We start from the raw sequence: 17150 nt of genomic DNA, 5'->3' as shown, positions 1-17150 counted from the left end.
GTGCTCCTTGCTGCCGCTCGGGTACTGATCGGTGGTCAGGGCCGGTGCGGGTCGAGTCCATCACAGCGCCCGGAGCCTGGGAAGGGGCAGTGGGGGAGCGCGGGAGCCGCGCCGACTGGGTCCGCCTACGGCGCGCTGGTCGCCGGGCCGCCCAGTGCGTTGCGGCGCTCGGGCATCCGCAGGGTGGTCATCCGGCGCCAGCCGCCGAGCTGTTCGTAGCGGTAGACCGCGTGGATGCCGCCGGCGAGCACGGCGGACTTGGCGCGCGGCCAGTGCAGGATCGCGGCCAGGTGCGCCATCACCGCGAGGCTGACGTCGCGGTAGGTGCGGATCTCGGCGCGCGCCGTCTGCTGGAGGGTGTGCAGGATCAGCCGTCCGTGGCCGGCCGCGGCCAGCCGCAGCAGCTCCTCGTGACAGTAGGCGAGGTGGTTGTCCTCGTCCTCGGAGATCATCCGCACGGCGCAACCGACCTCGGGATGGCCGCCGAAGACCTTGCGCAGCAGTTGCATCTGCTCGGCGGCGCGCTGCTCGGTGACCCGGCTGTGCGCCAGGTAGGTGATCACGTCCCGCTCGGTGAGCGGCTCGTCCCGGCGCAGCCGGTTGTGGGTCAGGCCGATGCCCTGGCGTTCCAGGAGCATCGTGTAGTCGGTCTCGTCGGGGACCGGGACGGCGCCCAGGCCGCGCTTGTGCAGCAGCGCGTTGAAGATGCGGCCGTGCTTCTCCTCGTCGGCGCCGTGCCGGGCGATCTTCGGGGCGAGTGCCTGGTCCGCCACCAGCAGAGCGATCCGTCCGTTCTCCCAGCCGCCCTGGTCCTCGCCCTTGGCGGCGATCGAGCAGAAGAGCTGGAACGCCTTGTCGTTGCTGTGGATCTCCTGGAACAGACTGCGGGCTGACAGCACCTGCACCACCCTCGCGCGGCCGGCCTGGGCCGGGATTCGGAGTCGGAACTCCGATCAGTGAATGCAGCCCGTGCGGCCGGGGCAACCGCTGACCCGCGCGTTTGCCCCGTTCGGGGGATGACGGATGGCGCGGACGGGGCAACAGGCCCGTCCGCGCCATCCCCTGGTGCGGGCGGGCCTGTCAGACCTCCAGGTCGGCCTCGATCTTGGCCAGCTGGTGGCGTGCCATGGCGAGGTTGGCCCGGCGCTTGTCGAGCGCCAGGTAGAGGAAGAGGCCCTTGCCGCTGCGGCTGGTCAGCGGCCTGATCAGGTGGTACTGGCTGCTGAGCGTGATCAGGATGTCCTCGATGCCCTCGTTGAGCCCGAGCATCTCCATGGTGCGCAGCTTGGCCCGCACGACGTCCGTGTTGCCGGCGGCGGCGACCGTCAGGTCCAGCCCGCCGCCGCCGTCCACGGTGCCCAGCGCCATCCCGCTGCCGTAGTCCACCAGGGCGGCGCCGATCGCGCCTTCCACGGTACTCATCGCCTGGCGCAGCGAGCTGTCGGCGTCTGCCATGTCGTTTCTCCCAAGGTTGCTGGTGTGGTGGGGTCGGGTGGTGCGGTGGTGCAGGGAAGGCGGGGAGCGAAGGTGGGGGTGGTCAGGGGGTGCTCTGGAGCAGTTCGCCCAGCCGCTGCGCCGAGCGCCGCGCCTCCAGGTGCAGGCGGCCGACGCTCACGTCTGGGTGGGAGAGCAGCGTCAGGACGCAGACCGGGCCGGCCGCGTAGGTCGCCACGTAGCCGTGTTCGCCGCGGACCAGCGACTCGCGGAAGTCGCCCTGGCCGGTGGCCTCGGCCAGCCGCCGGGCCACCCCGAGGGTGGCGGCGGTCAGTGCGGCCAGGCTGTCCGGCTCGGTGCCGTGCGTGTCGTGGGCGAGCAGCAGGCCGTCCACGCTGGCGACCAGGCCGCCGGCCAGGTGCGGCACCCGCTGGCGCAGCACCCGCAGCTCGGCGAGCAGGGCGTTCTCCAGGGCCGCCGAGTGGCGCCGTTCGCCGCGCGGTTTCAGTGCCCGCCTCATGACCGGGTGCGGGGGGCGGCGGGTGGAGAGGGGGTCACAGTCGAGCCTCCAGGGCGGTTCGGATCCGGAGCAGCAGGGCGGTCTCCGGGGCGTGGGCGGACAGCTGGTCGTCGGCCGCGCGGCACCGGGAGGCGCCGCGGGTGCGCCACGGGAGCGGTTGGGGGAGCGGTTGCGGGCGTTCGTCGGGGTGGGGCGGTGCGGGGCGCGACAGCGCGTCGCCCGCGCAGGTGGCGGTGCCCCTCGGCAGGGCGGCCGGGTGCACGGCGGCCGGGTGCGCGGGGGCCGGCGGTGTGACGGCTGGGGGTGTGGCGATCAGGCCGGCCGCGGCGAGCCGGCGGACCTCCAGCACGGTGGCGTAGCTGGAGCGGCCCAGCAGACGGGCCAGGTCGGCCGGGGTGCGGCGGCCGTCGGCGTGCTCCAGGATCTCGCGCCGCCGACAGCCGGGCGGCAGTGCGCCGGGCAGGGTCCGGCCGGTGCGCACCACCGGCGCCGAGTCGACCTGCGGCCAGGGCCAGACCCGCTGGAGCAGCAGGCGGCGGCGGACGACCTCGCGGTGCAGCAGCCGCGGTGCCACGGCGTTCACCGGACCCAGCCAGTGGCGCGCCCCGGGCTCGAAGCCGGTGTGACGCGAGCCGGGGCCGAGCGCGAAGTAGCCGGCGTCGTACAGCGCGGCAACCGAGCAGGCCTCCAACTCGCCTGTGGTGACCACCCCTTGGGCGACGAGCAGACGCCCGATCCGGTGCTCGCCGGCGAACCGGTCCAGCAGGCGCTGCCAGGCGTCCGGGGTGATCCGTCCGCAGCCGATCAGCAGCTCGCCGAGGCCCAGGCAGTGCGGGCTCTCCGCGTGGACCACGGCGCCTTGGTGGAGGAAGAGGGTGCCGGTCTCGGTGTGCAGCGCTCCGGTGGCCCGCCGGTCGGCCAGCCGCGCCACGGCGGCCGCGTCCTCGTCGAAGGCGGTGCCGTCGACGTTGGTGCCGTCGACGTCGGCCCTGGCAACGTTGGTGCTGTCGGTGCTGGTGGCGTCGATGCCGGTGGCGCCGCGGACGGGGACGGCGGCGGTGGTGTTCACCCGAGCACCAGCTCCTCCGCGAGGGCCTGCAGCCGCAGCCGCGCGCCGGCCAGGTTGGCCTGGTCGCGATCCAGCCACAGGTGCAGCAGCAGCCGGCTGTCGAAGACCGTGCCGATCAGCCAGAACAGGTGGTAGCTGCGGGTGCTGGTGAGGATCAGGTCCTGCAGGGGCAGCCGCGGATCGCCCGGGTCCGCGAAGCTCAGGCTCTCCGCGGCCAGCCTGACCAGGTCGGTCGCCTCGGTGGCGGTGGTCTCGTGGTCCTCGGCCGCGCTGGCGCCCGCCGTGCCCAGCGCCAGTCCGCTGCCCCAGTCGAACAGACCTGCCCCGCGGGCGCCGGGTATCCGCAGGGCCGCGGACAAACAGTCGTCGATCCCCGGCACCTGACGCTCCTTCGGATGGTGACAGCGGTTGGGCAGGGCGGCGCGAGGCCGAACGTCCGCTACGACGCGTCGCTCTTCTGACACGGAAGGCTACTGAGTGACGCCTGCGTTATGACAATGCCATTGGCATATCCATAGAGGGGGCGTCGATTTCAGGCCAGCCCGTTGGTCCGCCGTTTTCCCGACCGCAACGCCCCGGCGTGGCGCTTCTGCGGCCGGGCGGGTCGGCCGGAGCCCCATGGCGGGTGGGGAGTTGGCCGGTTCTCGACCGGCTGCGCGGCGCCCCGCTGCGGGTTACGGTGGCCGGGTCGAGTCGTTCGGGGGGAGACTGAATGGCACAACAGGTGTACGACCGGCTGGAGTTCGACGCCGCAGCAGGCCGGGGCGGAGTGCGGACCATCGACCTGCGGGTCGGCACCGGCCCTGAGGGGAGCTGGGAGCTGGTCCGGGCCGCGCCCGCGGGCGCCCCCGGCTCCGGCGTGGCGGGCTACCGCGGCTACCGGCTCGCCCTGCACCGGCCGCAGCGCCGGCTGGAGGTGCCCAGCGGACTGGTCACCCTGCTCCTCGAGTTCGGCGGTTCGCTGCGGCTCGGCCGGGTCGGGCGCTCGCTGACGGGCGACCCGCAGGCCGGCTGGACCCGTCTCGACTCGCTCTTCGCCGGTCTGCAGACCGAGCCGACGGTGGCCGAGCACGACGGGCGGCTGTGCGGGATCGAGGTGCTGCTGGAGCCCTGGCTGGCCTACACCGTGCTCGGCGTCGGCCTGCACGAGCTGCACGGCGTCGCGGTGCCGGTGCGCGATCTGCTGGGGTGGCAGGGGGCGTTGCTGGCCGAGCGGTTGGCCGGGACGCCGCGCTGGTCGGACCGGTTCGCCCTGGTGGACGCGTTCCTGCTGGAGCGCGTCGCGTGCGGCCGGCCCGCCGCGGAGCAGGTGGTGCACGCCTGGCGGCAGGTGGTCCGGTCGGGAGGTGACGGGTGTGTCGGCGGTCTGGGAGCGGCGGTGGGGTGGAGCGAGCGCCACCTGGAGCTGCGCTTCCGCGAGCAGATCGGCCTCTCGCCCAAGCGGGCCGCCCGGTTGCTGCGACTGCGACACTCGCTGCGCCTCCTGGAGGCCGGCTGCCCACCGGCCCGGATCGCGGTCGCCTGCGGCTTCTACGACCAGGCCCATTACGCACGGGAGTTCAAGGCGATGACGGGCTGCACGCCGGCCGGTCTGCGCCAGCTGCGTGCCATGCCCGAGCGTCCGGTGGACCGCCTGCCGGGCCGGGCCACCAGCGTACTGCTGCGCGGCCGCCCGGCGAACTCCGCTCGGCCGGAGAGCCGTTAGCGGATTTCTCCAAGACCGGACGGCGGGGCTGCTGGCATGTTGGCGTGCGCACGGCGCACTGTCCTTCCAAGCGTCCATCACGGACGCCGAACTGATGGAGAATCAGATGCAGATCGGACGCAGGGTCGCTGCGGTCCTGACCTCGGCGGTGCTCTTCGGGGGCGTGGCCGGCCTCGCCGGGGCCACCGGTGCGAGCGCGGCGGCGCCGTCGGTGCTGAAGCCCGCGATCAGCTGCAGCGGCTGGTCGACCAGCCACACCGACCCCGGCACCTACGCCTACCTGACCGGCACCTACAACCTCAAGGTCGGCCCGTACGCGAGCTGCGGGAACGTGGCCTCGGTGAGCTCGGGCACCGAGCTGTGGATCTGGTGCTACGCCACCAACGACTACGACAACGTCTGGTACTACGGGCGGATCGCGGGCACCAACACCACGGGCTGGATGTCGGGCGACAACCTGACCAACTGGGGCGGCAACTTCGGCTACAGCCAGTGCTGATCCGTTCCCGCTGACCACCGCCCGGCCGCTCCTCGGCCGGGCGGGATGGTCGAAGTTCTAGAGCGGGGGCGCCAGTTGGGCCCAAGGGCGGGCGGTCTCCAGCTGGGCGGCGAGGGCGAGCAGGGTGCCCTCGCCGCCCAGCGGGCCGACGAACTGCACGCCCAGCGGCAGCCCGTCCGGGGTGCGGTGGGTGGGGACGCTCATCGCGGGGCGGCCGGTGAGGTTGGCCAGTTGGGTGTACGGGGTGGCCGAGAGGTTGGCCACGACGGCGCGCTCCCAGGCCTTCGTCCCCGACAGGGTGCCCAGCAGGCCCAGCCGCAGCAGGACCCGGGCCACCGCGCGGACCGGGCGCGGGGTGTCCAGCTCGCCGATCCGCACCGCCGGGCGGGCCAGCGTCGGGGTGAGCAGCAGGTCGTAGCGCTGGTGGAAGGCGGCCAGCGCGCGGTTGTAGGTGTTCCAGCGCTGGCGGGTGCCGTGGTGGTCGCAGGCCCGCTGTGCCCGGCCCGCGGCGGCCAGCAGGAGGGTGTCCAGCTCGAAGCCCTCCGGACCGGCACCGGTGATGCGCCGGGTCTCGGCCACCGCGTGGGCGGTCTGGACGCACCACATGCTCAGGAAGTCCAGGGCCATGCGGTGTTCGTCGATGCCGGTCTCGGCGGGCTCGACCTCGTGGCCGAGTCCGGCGAGCAGCGCGGCGGCGTCCTCGACGGCGGCCACCGCCTGCGGGTGCACCGGGGTGCCGAGCGGGGAGCGGGTGCTGAAGCCGATCCGCAGCCGTCCCGGTTCGCGCCGGGCGAGTTCGGCGTACGGCAGCTCCGGGCGGGCGGCGAGGTAGGGGCCGCCGGGGTCGGGCGTGCCGGTGAGGACGTCGAGCATCGCCGCGGTGTCGCGCACGCTGCGCGAGATCACCCCGTTGGTCGCCGCGCCGTCCAGGTGTTCGGCGGACAGCGGGCCGGCCGGGACCAGGCCACGGCCCGGCTTGAGGCCGAAGAGCCCGCAACAGGCGGCGGGTATCCGGATCGAGCCGCCGCCGTCGCTGGCGCCCGCCACCGGCACGACGCCCGCGGCGACCGCGGCCGCCGAGCCGCCGGAGGAGCCGCCGGGGGTGCGGCCGAGGTCCCAGGGGTTGCGGGTGGGGCCGTTGGCCTCCGGCTCGGTGACGCCCTTGGCGCCGAACTCGGGGGTGTTGGTCTTGCCGAAGACCACCAGGCCGGCCTCCAGCCAGCGGCTGACCACGGTGCTGTGCTCGGCGGCGACCCGGTGCGCCAGCGCCCGGCAGCCACTGCCGGTGGGCAGCCCGGCGTAGTCCTGCTGGAGGTCCTTGAGCAGGAACGGCACACCCGCGAACGGCCCGGTCGGCGGCTGCGCGGCGCGGGCCCGGGCGAGCTCGTACATCGGGGTGACGATGGCGTTCAGCCGGCCGTTGACGGCCTCGGCCCGCGCGATCGCCAGGTCGAGCAGCTCGGTGGGCGACACCTCGCCCGCCGCCACCAGCTCGGCCAGGCCCACCGCGTCGTGTGTCCGGTACTCGGCGTAGTCCACCGGGTGGTGCCTCCTTCAGACAGGGCCTGGCGGCGCTGATCGACTGGAGGCGGACACTACACGCGCCCCGGCGCGGCACCAAGACCCCCGGTGCGCCCCGGCGGCTACCAGCGCACGCCGGTGAAGTCGATGGGCCTGGGCCGGAGTTGCCCGGTCCGTTCGGCCAGGCTGCGCAGCCGCTCGGCCATCTTGTCGGCGGGCAGCTGCCGCCGGTCGCCGTGGCCGGGCAGCAGCCACTCGAAGCGCAGCCTGGGCGCGGTGCGGGCCAGCGAGGCGGCCAGTTCGCGGATGGAGTACCAGGTGACGCTGTCGGCGACTTCGAGGTCCCCGGTGGTCCGGGACCAGTAGAAGCTGTCGCCGCTGAAGCAGTACCGCTCGTCCGCGAGGTAGAGGACGCTGCCCTCGGTGTGGCCCGGCAGCGGGAAGGCCGTCACCCCGGTGGCGATCTCGGTCGGCTCGGTGCCGCGCAGCACCTGGTCGGCGTCGGGCGCGGCGGCGAGGTCGCCCTCGTGGATCCACAGCCGGGCGCCGAACTCGTCGGCGTAGCGGCGGCCGTGCGCGGCGTGGTCGCGGTGGGTGAGCAGCACGTCGGTGACGCGGCCGAGCGCCTGGTAGCGGGCGGTCAGCGCGGCGCTCCACCGCGGCGTGTCCACCATCATCGCGCTGCCGTCGGGGCGGGCCAGCAGGTAGGAGTTGGCCCCGGCGGTGCGCGGCGAGTTGTGGCCGCACAAGCGCACGCCCGCGTCCAGCGCCAGCGGGAACGGGTCCAGGACCGGGTCCAGCCGCCCCTCGGGCGGGCGGATCGACCGGGTGGGGCAGGCGTGCGCGGCGCTGTGCAGGGCCTCCCGCTCGGCCTGGTCGCGCGGCTGGCGCAGCACCACCGAGCGGCCCTCGGCCTCGCCGATCAGGCCCGGGGCCAACTGCCGCGCGACGTCGCAGTTGGTGCACCGCTCGTCGACCCGCCAGCCCTCCGTCAGCTGTTCCGTCCCCATGCTCTCGACCTCTCCCGTCGGCGGGCACCCGCGGTCGGGCGCCCGCCTCCAGAAGTACCGTGCGCCGAACGGAAACCGGAAGGGGGCGCGGATCTTGTGGTTACGCCGCGGGGCCGCTCTACGGGCCGGCCGCACGACCGGTCGCAGCGGCGTACGCCCCCGGCCGGGTCGCCCTCACCGCGGCGGGCGGCCGGTGGCGTGTCACCGGCCGGTCCCGGTCCCGTCCCAACCGTGCGCCCGGCCTTGGCCGGCCCCGGGCGGCGGCGGTAGCGTCCAGGGGCGAGGTGGCGTCGGACCGCCTTCGGCGGTACGCCGGGCGGCAGCGCCGCCCGGCAGGGGGAGGGGCTCGGGATGCGGGCGGTAGTCAAGGGCAGCACCATGCCGGTGCTGGAGGTCGAACTGGAGGCGGGCGAGAGCCTGGTCTCCGCCCACGGCGAGCTGTCGTGGATGTCGGCGAACATGCAGATGTCGCAGACCACCAACGCCGGTGGCGGGCGCGGCGGCCTGATGAACACGCTCAAGCGCGCGGTCGGCGGCGGTGGCATCTTCCTGACGCAGTACCAGGCGCACGGCGGCCCGGCCCTGGTGGCCTTCGCGGCCAAGGTGCCGGGGCACATCGTGCCGGTGGACATCGCGCCGGGGCGCACCATGCTGGTGCACCGGCACGGCTGGGTCTGCGGCACCCCCGGGGTCAGCCCCACCGTCGCCCTCCAGCAGTCCTTCCGGGGCGGCCTGTGGGGCGGCGAGGGCTTCGTGCTCCAGCGCCTGCAGGGGCAGGGGCTGGCCTGGGTGGAGCTCTCCGGTGAGCTCACCCAGTACACCCTGGGGCCCGGCCAGACGATGCTGGTCCACCCCGGGCACGTCGGGATGTTCGAGGAGTCGGTGCAGTTCAGCATCACCCGGGTGCCGGGCATCGCCAACAAGATCTTCGGCGGCGACGGCTACCACCTGGTGGCACTGACCGGACCGGGCCAGATCTGGCTGCAGAGCATGCCGCTGTCCAACCTGGCCCACGCGCTGGAGCCCTACCTGGCCCGTGACGCCGCCACCGCCGGTGCCGAGGGGGTCGGCCTCGGCGGCATCGTCGGCACCATGATGCGGAACTGACGGATCGTCAGGCGATCTGCGGCAGCAGGCGGGCGAGCGGGCGGGGCAGCCACCAGTTGAGGTTGCCCAGCAGCTCCATGATCGCGGGCACCAGCACCATCCGGACCACCGTGGCGTCCAGGAAGACCGCGACCGCCAGACCCAGGCCGAACTCCTTGACGGCGATGTCGGGTGTGGCGAGCACCGAGAGGAAGACGGTCACCATGATCGCGGCGGCGGCGGTGATCACCCGGGCGGTGCGGCCCAGGCCCTGGGCCACCGCCTCCCTGGTCGGCGCGCCGGCGTCGTACTCCTCGCGGATCCGGGAGACCAGGAAGACCTCGTAGTCGGTGGAGAGCCCGAACAGGATCGGGAAGATGAACAGCGGCACCCAGGCCGTGATGGGCGCCGTGGTCGGGAACCCGAGCAGGCCGCCGAGCCAGCCCCACTGGACGATGGCGACCAGCACGCCGAAGGCCGCGCCCACCGACAGCAGCGTCATCACCGCCGCCTTCAGCGCGATCGCCACCGAGCGGACCAGCACCAGCAGCAGGACCAGCGCCAGCCCGATCACGGTCGCGATCAGCCAGGGCAGCCGGGCCGACACCTCGGCGGCGAAGTCGGTGTCGCCCGCGGTGGGACCGCCGATGTGCACCACCAGCCCGGTGCCCCGGACGGCGTCGGGGATCACCTGGCCGCGCAGCCGGTCGAGCAGCTTCGGGGTGGCCGCGTTCTGGTGGGCGGTGGTCGGGTAGGCGATGAAGAGCGCGGCCATGCCGTCCTGGCTGGTCTGCGGGGGCGTGACCGCCGCGACCCCGGGCGTGCGGGCGACGGCGGCGACCACCGGGTCCAGCTGCGCGCCGCCGCCCGGTGCGCCCGGCGGGGGCGCGGCGGGCAGCGCGGCGACGATGACGAAAGGCGCGTCGAAGCCCGGCCCGAAGCCCTCGCTGAGGATCCGGTAGGAGGCGTAGCCGCTGGTGTCGTGCGGCTCGGTGCTGTTGTCCTCGAAGCTCAGCCGCATCGAGAAGGCGGGCACGGCGAGCACGATCATCAGCGCGGCGCCCGCCACCAGGCCGGTCACCGGGCGGCGCTGGATCACCCGGGCCCACCGCTCGGCCATCGGGCTGCGCGAGCCGGTCCGCCCGAAGTAGGGCAGCTTGAACCGGTCGATGCCGCGCCCGGCGAAGCCGAGCAGCGCGGGGAGCAGGGTGATCGCGGCGACCATCGTCATCAGCACCGTGACCGAGGCCGCCACGGCGGTGGCGTTGAGCAGCTTCTGCTGCACCACGAAGAGCCCGAGCATCGCGATCACCACGGTGGCCCCGGCGAAGAGCACCGAGCGTCCGGCCCGCGCGATCGCCACCACCACCGCGTCCTCGGGCGTCAGCCCGTCGGCCAGGCCCTCGCGGTAGCGGGTGACGATGAACAGCGCGTAGTCGATGCCCACGCCCAGGCCCAGCAGCGTGGAGACGATCGGACTGAACGACGGCGCGGGGAACAGGTGGCCGAGCAGGAAGATGAGGGCCAGCCCGGTGCCGATGCCGAACAGCGCGGCGAGCATCGTCAGACCCGTCGCCAGCAGTGAGCCGAACGCGACGAGGATGACCACCATCGCGGCAAGGCCGCCGATCGCGTCCGACGCACCGCCGTAGGGAGTCTCGGCCGCCACCACGTCGGCGCCGCCGAGCGCGAAGGTGACGCCGGTGCCGCCGGCCGCCTTCACCTGGTCGACGAGGTGGCCGACCTCGCTCGCCGGCAGCGGGGTGACGGCGGACTGCAGCGTCGCGAAGGCGATCGTGCCGTCCGCCGAGATCTGCCCCGGGCTGCTGTACGGCGAGTGCACCGTGGTGAGGTGCGGGGCGCCGGACAGCTGGGTCAGCAGGGCGTCCACCCGGTCGCGCACCGCCGGGGCCGCGACGCCCGCCGGGGCCTGGACCGCCAGCGTCAGACCGCTGCCCTGGCGCTCGGGGAAGTGCAGCTTGATCAGGTTCTGGGCCTGCGCGGACGGCGACCTCCCACCGGTGAAGTTGTTGTCGGCGGGGGCCTTGAAACCGAAGCCGACGAGCAGCAGCAGGACGGTACCGACCACCCAGAGCAGCAGCACGAACCGACGGCGGCGGTAGCAGAAGCGGCCGAGCCGAGCCATCCGTCCTTGACGGGCGACCGCTGATGCCATGCCGGGACCACCTCGTCCGCTGCCGAGCGCCTCGGTCGCGCCGGACTGGCGCAACCTCCTGATCAAAGCGCGCCGGCCAGGCGGGCGCACGCCCGGCGAGCCGATCGGCCGACGGGTGGGCGGACTGGGCACCGGTCAGCGTTGAACGCCGCGGCGGCCCCGATCCGTCCCACAGAATGCCGGAACCGAGACAGTGGAGAGAGGACGCACCCATGAACGACGTCGTCGAGGTGACCCAGCTGGTCCTGCACGAGCGCCAGGCGCGCGACCGCGGCTGGTGGGAGCAGATGCGCGCCTGCTTCGCGCCCACGGCCACGGTGCGACTGAGCTGGTTCCGCGGCAGTGCGGCGGACTTCGTCACCGCCTCCGAGCAGATGGTGGCGAGCGGCGACCTGGCCGCCCACCGCCTCGGCCCGCCGGTCGTCGACGTGCACGGCGCGCGGGCGGTGGTGGAGCTGCCGGCGGCGATCGAGCTGCGGGCCGAGCTGGACGGCGTCGAGGTGGACCTCACCTCCTACGCCAGGCTGGTCTACCGCGTGGCGCGGCACGAGGGGCGGTGGCTGGTCGAGTCCTTCGACCCGGTCTACGAGCGGGACACGCTGCTGCCCAGCCACCCCGGCGCCCGGCTGGTGGTGGACCCGGCGGAGCTGAGCGGGCTGCGGCCCGCCTACCGGCTGCTCGGCCACCTGCTCGGCCGCCGCGGCTACCGGATCGCGGACGACCTCTACGGCGACGACCGGCCGGAGCCGGTGGCCGCCTTCTACCGGGAGACCTTCGCCTGGCTGCACGCCTGAGCGGGCGTCAGCCAGGGAGTCAGGGACGGCCCAGCCGTCGCGCACCGCCCGGGGCGGTGTCGTAGGCCAGCTCGTAGTGGGCGAAGACCGCCGCCTCGTCCTCGGCCGGCAGCACGTCGTCGGTGCCGATTGACGGCGCGTCCTTGACCTGGTCACGCGGGTAGCGGACCTTCAGGTAGCCCGGCCCCACGCTCGCGCCGGCCAGCGGCACGAAGGTCAGCCGTCGCCGGGTCGGCATGCCGACCACGACGGTGGCGAAGGCGGGCTGGTCGCTGAGGGTGTCCACGTAGACGGCCTCCAGCTGGCCGATCCGGCGGCCCTCGACGTCGACCACGTCGTGGCCGCGCCACTCTCTGATGTCCTCGGGCTCGAACACTGCTCGACCTCCTCGCGCGTATCGCATTCCATGGTCTCGCGGGTCCGCCGGAGCGGCGCGTCCACCCGGGCTCCTGCGGAGACCGGTTCAGAACAGGCGGTTGGCGAACTCCTCGGCCGTTTCGGGCCAGCACAGCCGCTCGCTCTCGGTGCCCGGCGGCACCAGCCGGTAGCTCGCTGCCAGGAAGTCCTGCAGGTCGGACGCCTCCAGGTGGAAGGCCGCGAAGCCCTCCGCCGAGTGGAAGGTCAGGCGCACGGTGCCCGCCGACGGCAGCGGCCGCAACCGCAGGTCCCCGAGCCCCGCCGGGGTGTGGCTGCCCTCCGCCAGCAGCTCCCGGCCCACCGTCCAGGACAGGCCGCTGCCCGCGCCCGGCTCCTCGTCGAACCGGGCGCCGCTCGGGAAACAGAGGTGGACGGCGTACGGGTCGTCGGCCCGGTAGCGCAGGACGACCCGCAGGCGGCGTGGAAGTGGGCCGGTCAGCTCCCCCGAGGTGAGGAACTCCACGGTCTCTGGCATGCCCGGCCTCCTGCGGCGAACGGTGGTTCGTGTTGTCTCCAGAGTCGCGTCTGCCCGGAATCACGCGCTCCATGCCGGGCGTGTCGCGAGGCGCTGCCGCTGCCCCCCGGCGTGCATCCGGGCGGCGTCACGGGCGGGCGGCGGAGGTCGGGATCTCGTCCCAGGACCGAGCCGGTTTCGGAACAGAGCCGTTGCTGCGCCGGGCTCGTTCCCTAGGATCCTTGCCATGCTCGCCTATCTGCTGGCCGCCCTGCTGGGCGCCGCGTTCGTCGTCCGGACCCGCCGAGACCGCAGGCGGTTCGGCAACGGCGTGCTGCTCGGCCTGGCCCTGTGCTGCCTGGCGCTGGGCCTGCTCGGCGAGCTGAGCCGGTTCCCGCTCCGGGCGGCGCACGTGGTGCTGGCGGTGCTGCCCACGCTGGTCGGGCTCAGCGTGCTGGCGACCGCGATCCTGCTGGTGGCCAACGGGGTCACCATGGTCCGCCGGGAGGGCGGCCGGCTGCCCAACCTGCTCTCCGGGCTGGCGGGCCTGGGCATCTTCGCGCTGCTGGGCCTGCTGCTGGCCGCCGTGCACCTGGACAGCCGTCCGCTGCGGATGCTGGCGGTGGTGCTGCTCCTGCTCGCCGGCTACTTCGGTTTCCTGCTGCTCTGCTTCGTCGGCTACGCGCTCCTCTACAGCCGCCTGATCCGCCGGCGCCCGGTGGACTTCGTGGTGGTGCTGGGCGCCGGGCTGGTCGACGGCTCGCGGGTGCCGCCGCTGCTCGCGGCCCGGCTGGAGCGCGGGCTCGCCCTCTACCAGGCACAGGCGGGGCGCGGCTCGGCGCCGCTGCTGCTGGTCTCCGGCGGCAAGGGCTCCGACGAGTCCCGCTCCGAGGCCGACGCGATGGCCGACTACCTGATCGGTCGCGGGCTGCCCGCCGAGCGGATCAGGCGCGAGGGCCGTTCGGTCAGCACCGAGCAGAACCTGGAGTTCAGCCGGGCCCTGATGGAGGCCGAGCGGCCCGGCTACCGCTGTGCCGTCGTCACCAGCAGCTTCCACGTGCTGCGCGCGGCGGTGATCACCCGCCGCGCCGGGGTGCGGGGCCAGGTGCTCGGCGCGCCGACCGCGCCGTACTACTGGCCGAGCGCGACGCTGCGCGAGTTCGTCGCCGTCCTGGTCGGCCACCCCGTGACCAACCTGGGGGTCTGCGCGCTGCTCGTGCTGCTGGGCACGAGTGCCGGCTGGCACCGCTGAGGGCTGCCGACGGGCAGGCGCGGCGCGCGCGGGAAGCGCCTGCCCGCCGGCAGCCCTCAGCCGGCCGGCAGGTCGATCTCGGCCCAGACCGCCTTGCCGGGCCCGTCGGTGCGCGGGGTGTGGCCCCAGCGGCTGGCGAGCAGGGCGACCGTGTGCAGCCCGTGGCCGCCGGGCCGCCCGGGGGTGTGCGGCAGGCGGGGGACCGGTGGGGCGGCGACCGCGTCGAAGACCTCGATGTGGATGGTGCGGGCGCTCGCGCGCAGCACCAGCTGGTCCGCGCCGCCGGTGTGCTGGCAGGCGTTGGTGACCAGTTCGGAGACCACCAGCAGCAGGTCGTCCGCTCTGGCCTGCTGGTCCGGGTCCTCGGTGGGCAGCAGCCCCCAGTCGTTCAGGGCCTGGCGGGTGTGGTCGCGGCACCGCCCGACCGTGCCCTGGGTACCGGCCAGGGTCAGCCGGCGGATCTGCCCGGAGGCGGGCAGGCCGGGCAGCGTGGGCAGACCGGGCGGCGCGGTCCGGTCGCTGGTCCGGAACTCACTGGCGCTCATCTGTCCTCACTTCGGCGGCCTGGTGAAGTGGCGGTGGTCGACACTCGCTGTCTCGTGTGCCCGCTGGAACTCACCGGACACCTGGTGCTCCGGTGCCCGGTGCGAGCGTGGCGGCACGGCCGGCGGACGGTCATCCGCGGACGGCCGCGGGGACGTCGGGGCGGATGTCGAAGACCGCGTCGGTGCCGGTGAGCTCGAAGACCCGGGCGACGGTGGCCTGCAGGTCGGCCAGGACCAGGGTGAGGTTGGCCTGCTGGGCCTCGATGCGGGTGGTGAGCAGGAGGTTCAGGCCGGTGGAGTCGCAGAAGGACAGGCCGTGGCAGTCCACCACCACGCGTTCGGTCGCGGCACCGATGGCCTCGCGCAGCCGCTCGTGCAGCAGGCCGGCGCTGTCGAAGTCGAGCTCGCCGACCGGGGCGACGACCACGGCGCCGTCCGTGGCCCGCACCTCGGCGGTGAGCCGTGCTGCCGGCTGCCGCCCGTGGGGCGGTGTGCCGGCCCCGCCCTGGGCGGGGACGCTGTTGCGCATGGTGCTCCTTCGTCGGGCCTTCGCCGGGGCCACCGCCGTGCTGGAGCCGGCCGCGCGACGCACTGCTTTAGACCATACGGGTGTGGTCCCGCACGGGGTAGGCAACAGTAGCCCGGTCGGCGAGCCAGGCGCCTGCTCCGTGAAGTCCTCGGGTGGGATGTGAGGGAAGTGTGTCGTATTGGTGGAACATCGGAGAAGTTCGGAGCAATGAGGTCTGGCCTCGCCGAACCGGGGCACCCGACCCCCTGTTGCCAGCAGCGAGCGACTTCCAGCAGAGGAGAGAGAGCATGCCGACCATCGTGTCCGGCCCTTCGACCACTGCCCAGCGCGAGGGCGCCCGGCCGAGCGACCCCGCGCCCGCGGCGTCCGTGACCGGCCCGGCGGACCTGAGCAGGCTCGCGGCCGACCTCGGGATCGACACCGAAGACCTGGCGCGGGTCTGCCCGGCCGACGCGCGGGCGCTGTCGAAGGTGCTCTTCGACCGGCTGCGCGCGGCGGAGGAGGGCACCGCCGAGTACTCCTACGTGCGCGGCACCCTGATCGAGCTGAACATGGCGCTGGTCAGGTTCGCGGCCGGCCGGTTCTCCCACCGCAGGGAGCCGGTGGCCGACATCCTGCAGGTCGGCACGATCGGCCTGATCAAGGCGATCGACCGCTTCGACCCGGCGTACGAGGTGGAGTTCTCCACCTTCGCGCTGCCCACCATCAGCGGCGAGATGAAGCGCTTCTTCCGGGACACCGGCTGGATGGTGCACGTGCCGCGCCGGCTGCAGGAGCTGCGGCTGACGCTGGCCAAGGCCTCGGACGCGATGGAGCAGCTGCTGGACCGGGTGCCGACCGCGGCCGAGCTGGCCGCCCATCTCGATCTGACGGAGGAGGAGGTGCGGGAGGGCCTGACCGCCTCCCAGGCGCAGAGCACCAGCTCGCTGGACGCGCCGGCCGGTGCCGACGGGTCGGTGGACGGCTGCCCGCTGGGCGAGCGGCTGGCCGTGGAGGAGCGGGCCTTCGAGACGGTGCTCTGCCTGGAGGCGCTCAAGCCGCTGATCGCCGCGCTGCCCGAGCGCGACCGCACCATCCTGTCGCTGCGCTTCGGCACCGAGCTCACCCAGGCCGAGATCGGGCGCGAGCTGGGCATCTCGCAGATGCACGTGTCGCGGCTGCTCAACCGGATCCTGGCCCGGCTGCGCACCGCGCTGCTCGCCGAGAGCTGAGCCGCCGCTCGCCGGGGGCCGGGCCGCCGCTCGCCGGTGGCTCGGCCGCGTCCGTTCCCCGTTCGGGGTTCGGTGCCCGGGTTCGGTGCAACTCGTGGTGCTGGTGGCACGGTTGCGCCTATCGTTGCGCCATGGCGGGATTCGACGGTTATGGCGTGCTGGTCACCGGCGCCGGGCAGGGCATCGGCGCGGCGATCGCCCGGCGCTTCGCCGCGCAGGGTGCCGGGGTGCTGGTCACGGACCTCGACCCGGCGCGGGCCGAGCGGGTGGCCCGGGCGATCCGGCAGGACGGCGGCGCGGCCGAGGCGGCGGGCTGCGACGTCGGGGACGGCGCGGCGGTGACGGCGGCGGTGGACCGGGCCGTGCGGGCCTTCGGCGGCCTGGACGTGCTGGTCAACAACGCCTATGCCTGCCACCCGGATCCGGAGCTCTTCGAGGACCACCAGGACGCGCCCTGGTACCAGGACTTCGAGATCACCCTGCACGGCGCCTACCGCTGTGTGCGGGCCGCGCTGCCCAGCCTGGTGGCGGCCGGCGGGCGCGGCGCGATCGTCAACATCGGCTCGGTGAACGCCGAGCGCTGGTTCGGGGTGCACGCCTACAGCGCCGCCAAGGCCGCGCTCGCCTCGCTGACCCGCACGCTCGCGGTGGACTGCGCGCCGCGCCGGGTGCGGGTCAACCTGGTCGAGCCCGGCACCGTCGGCACCAGCGTCTGGGACGACCGCCCCGGGGTGCTGCAACGCGCCGCGACCCAGTACCCGCTGGGACGCGTCGGCCGGCCCGAGGACATCGCGGCGGCCGTGACCTTCCTGGCCTCGGCGGACGCCTCCTGGATCACCGGGGTGACGCTGCCGGTGGACGGCGGGCTGCTGGTGAGCAACCTGGGGCTGAACCGGGCGATGTCGCCGCCCTTCGACTGAGCCCGCTC

At 74.1% G+C, this 17150-nt stretch carries 19 protein-coding genes; 7 read left to right on the top strand and 12 right to left on the bottom strand.

Annotated elements, in window-relative coordinates; translation table 11 throughout:
- Positions 1-125 precede the first annotated feature (125 nt).
- From OG500_RS05890 to OG500_RS05870, 5 genes are all read right to left on the bottom strand, one after another.
- Positions 126-899, bottom strand: coding sequence for a ferritin-like domain-containing protein (locus OG500_RS05890; RefSeq protein WP_329577360.1), 774 nt, complete (start codon positions 897-899; stop codon positions 126-128).
- Between the two features lie 181 nt (positions 900-1080).
- Positions 1081-1455, bottom strand: a complete 375-nt coding sequence (locus tag OG500_RS05885) for a hypothetical protein (protein ID WP_327065310.1) — start codon at positions 1453-1455, stop codon at positions 1081-1083.
- An 82-nt stretch (positions 1456-1537) separates the two neighbouring features.
- Positions 1538-1954, bottom strand: coding sequence for a roadblock/LC7 domain-containing protein (locus OG500_RS05880; protein WP_327065309.1), 417 nt, complete (start codon positions 1952-1954; stop codon positions 1538-1540).
- A gap of 34 nt (positions 1955-1988) precedes the next feature.
- Positions 1989-3023 (bottom strand): winged helix-turn-helix domain-containing protein, encoded by a 1035-nt coding sequence (locus OG500_RS05875; protein WP_329577355.1) that lies wholly within the window; start codon positions 3021-3023, stop codon positions 1989-1991.
- The gene (locus OG500_RS05870; RefSeq protein WP_327065307.1) at positions 3020-3403 is read right to left on the bottom strand and encodes a hypothetical protein; all 384 of its coding nucleotides are present in this window, start codon (positions 3401-3403) and stop codon (positions 3020-3022) included. Before OG500_RS05870 ends, OG500_RS05875 begins: the two co-directional genes overlap by 4 nt.
- A 332-nt stretch (positions 3404-3735) precedes the next feature.
- Here OG500_RS05870 and OG500_RS05865 point away from each other — a divergent pair, with 332 nt between their 5' ends.
- The gene (locus tag OG500_RS05865) at positions 3736-4728 is read left to right on the top strand and encodes a helix-turn-helix domain-containing protein (protein WP_442907001.1); all 993 of its coding nucleotides are present in this window, start codon (positions 3736-3738) and stop codon (positions 4726-4728) included.
- A 106-nt stretch (positions 4729-4834) separates the two neighbouring features.
- Positions 4835-5227, top strand: coding sequence for a hypothetical protein (locus OG500_RS05860; RefSeq protein ID WP_327065306.1), 393 nt, complete (start codon positions 4835-4837; stop codon positions 5225-5227).
- Positions 5228-5284: 57 nt separating this feature from the next.
- On the opposite strand, the gene OG500_RS05855 is transcribed toward OG500_RS05860, so the two are convergent.
- A complete protein-coding gene (locus OG500_RS05855; RefSeq protein WP_329577348.1) occupies positions 5285-6766 on the bottom strand; it encodes an amidase in 1482 nt (493 codons plus the stop codon).
- A 104-nt stretch (positions 6767-6870) separates the two neighbouring features.
- Positions 6871-7758 carry an MBL fold metallo-hydrolase gene (locus OG500_RS05850; protein WP_329577345.1) on the bottom strand — a complete coding sequence of 296 codons (888 nt, stop codon included), beginning with the start codon at positions 7756-7758 and terminating at the stop codon, positions 6871-6873.
- Positions 7759-8109: 351 nt separating this feature from the next.
- Between OG500_RS05850 and OG500_RS05845 the strand changes: the two genes are divergently transcribed.
- Positions 8110-8865 carry an AIM24 family protein gene (locus tag OG500_RS05845; protein WP_329577342.1) on the top strand — a complete coding sequence of 252 codons (756 nt, stop codon included), beginning with the start codon at positions 8110-8112 and terminating at the stop codon, positions 8863-8865.
- A gap of 7 nt (positions 8866-8872) precedes the next feature.
- Here the strand turns inward: OG500_RS05845 and OG500_RS05840 are convergent, their stop codons facing one another.
- A complete protein-coding gene (locus OG500_RS05840) occupies positions 8873-11020 on the bottom strand; it encodes an MMPL family transporter (RefSeq protein ID WP_329577339.1) in 2148 nt (715 codons plus the stop codon).
- A 212-nt stretch (positions 11021-11232) separates the two neighbouring features.
- Here OG500_RS05840 and OG500_RS05835 point away from each other — a divergent pair, with 212 nt between their 5' ends.
- Positions 11233-11814 (top strand): nuclear transport factor 2 family protein, encoded by a 582-nt coding sequence (locus tag OG500_RS05835; RefSeq protein WP_329577336.1) that lies wholly within the window; start codon positions 11233-11235, stop codon positions 11812-11814.
- 19 nt (positions 11815-11833) lie between these two features.
- Here OG500_RS05835 and OG500_RS05830 read toward each other — a convergent pair whose 3' ends face one another.
- Together OG500_RS05830 and OG500_RS05825 are read right to left on the bottom strand one after the other, a co-directional pair.
- Positions 11834-12190 carry a PRC-barrel domain-containing protein gene (locus OG500_RS05830; protein ID WP_327065300.1) on the bottom strand — a complete coding sequence of 119 codons (357 nt, stop codon included), beginning with the start codon at positions 12188-12190 and terminating at the stop codon, positions 11834-11836.
- Positions 12191-12277: 87 nt separating this feature from the next.
- Complete coding sequence (locus tag OG500_RS05825; RefSeq protein ID WP_327065299.1) at positions 12278-12706, bottom strand: SsgA family sporulation/cell division regulator; 429 nt, start codon at positions 12704-12706, stop codon at positions 12278-12280.
- 226 nt (positions 12707-12932) lie between these two features.
- On the opposite strand from OG500_RS05825, the gene OG500_RS05820 reads away from it, so the two are divergent.
- Positions 12933-13937, top strand: a complete 1005-nt coding sequence (locus tag OG500_RS05820; RefSeq protein ID WP_327065298.1) for a YdcF family protein — start codon at positions 12933-12935, stop codon at positions 13935-13937.
- 56 nt (positions 13938-13993) lie between these two features.
- Here OG500_RS05820 and OG500_RS05815 read toward each other — a convergent pair whose 3' ends face one another.
- Both OG500_RS05815 and OG500_RS05810 read right to left on the bottom strand, forming a co-directional pair.
- Positions 13994-14482, bottom strand: coding sequence for an ATP-binding protein (locus OG500_RS05815; protein ID WP_329577332.1), 489 nt, complete (start codon positions 14480-14482; stop codon positions 13994-13996).
- Positions 14483-14612: 130 nt separating this feature from the next.
- Positions 14613-15011, bottom strand: a complete 399-nt coding sequence (locus OG500_RS05810; RefSeq protein ID WP_327065296.1) for an STAS domain-containing protein — start codon at positions 15009-15011, stop codon at positions 14613-14615.
- A gap of 287 nt (positions 15012-15298) precedes the next feature.
- Between OG500_RS05810 and OG500_RS05805 the strand changes: the two genes are divergently transcribed.
- Together OG500_RS05805 and OG500_RS05800 are read left to right on the top strand one after the other, a co-directional pair.
- Positions 15299-16222 (top strand): SigB/SigF/SigG family RNA polymerase sigma factor, encoded by a 924-nt coding sequence (locus OG500_RS05805; protein ID WP_329577329.1) that lies wholly within the window; start codon positions 15299-15301, stop codon positions 16220-16222.
- 131 nt (positions 16223-16353) lie between these two features.
- A complete protein-coding gene (locus OG500_RS05800; protein WP_329577325.1) occupies positions 16354-17142 on the top strand; it encodes an SDR family NAD(P)-dependent oxidoreductase in 789 nt (262 codons plus the stop codon).
- The last annotated feature ends 8 nt before the right edge of the window (positions 17143-17150 follow it).

The sequence above is a fragment of the Kitasatospora sp. NBC_01250 genome, from assembly GCF_036226465.1.
In the GTDB taxonomy this organism is placed as follows: domain Bacteria; phylum Actinomycetota; class Actinomycetes; order Streptomycetales; family Streptomycetaceae; genus Kitasatospora.
Note: the sequence above shows the minus strand (reverse complement) of the source record. Positions and strands in the feature narration are given on the sequence as shown.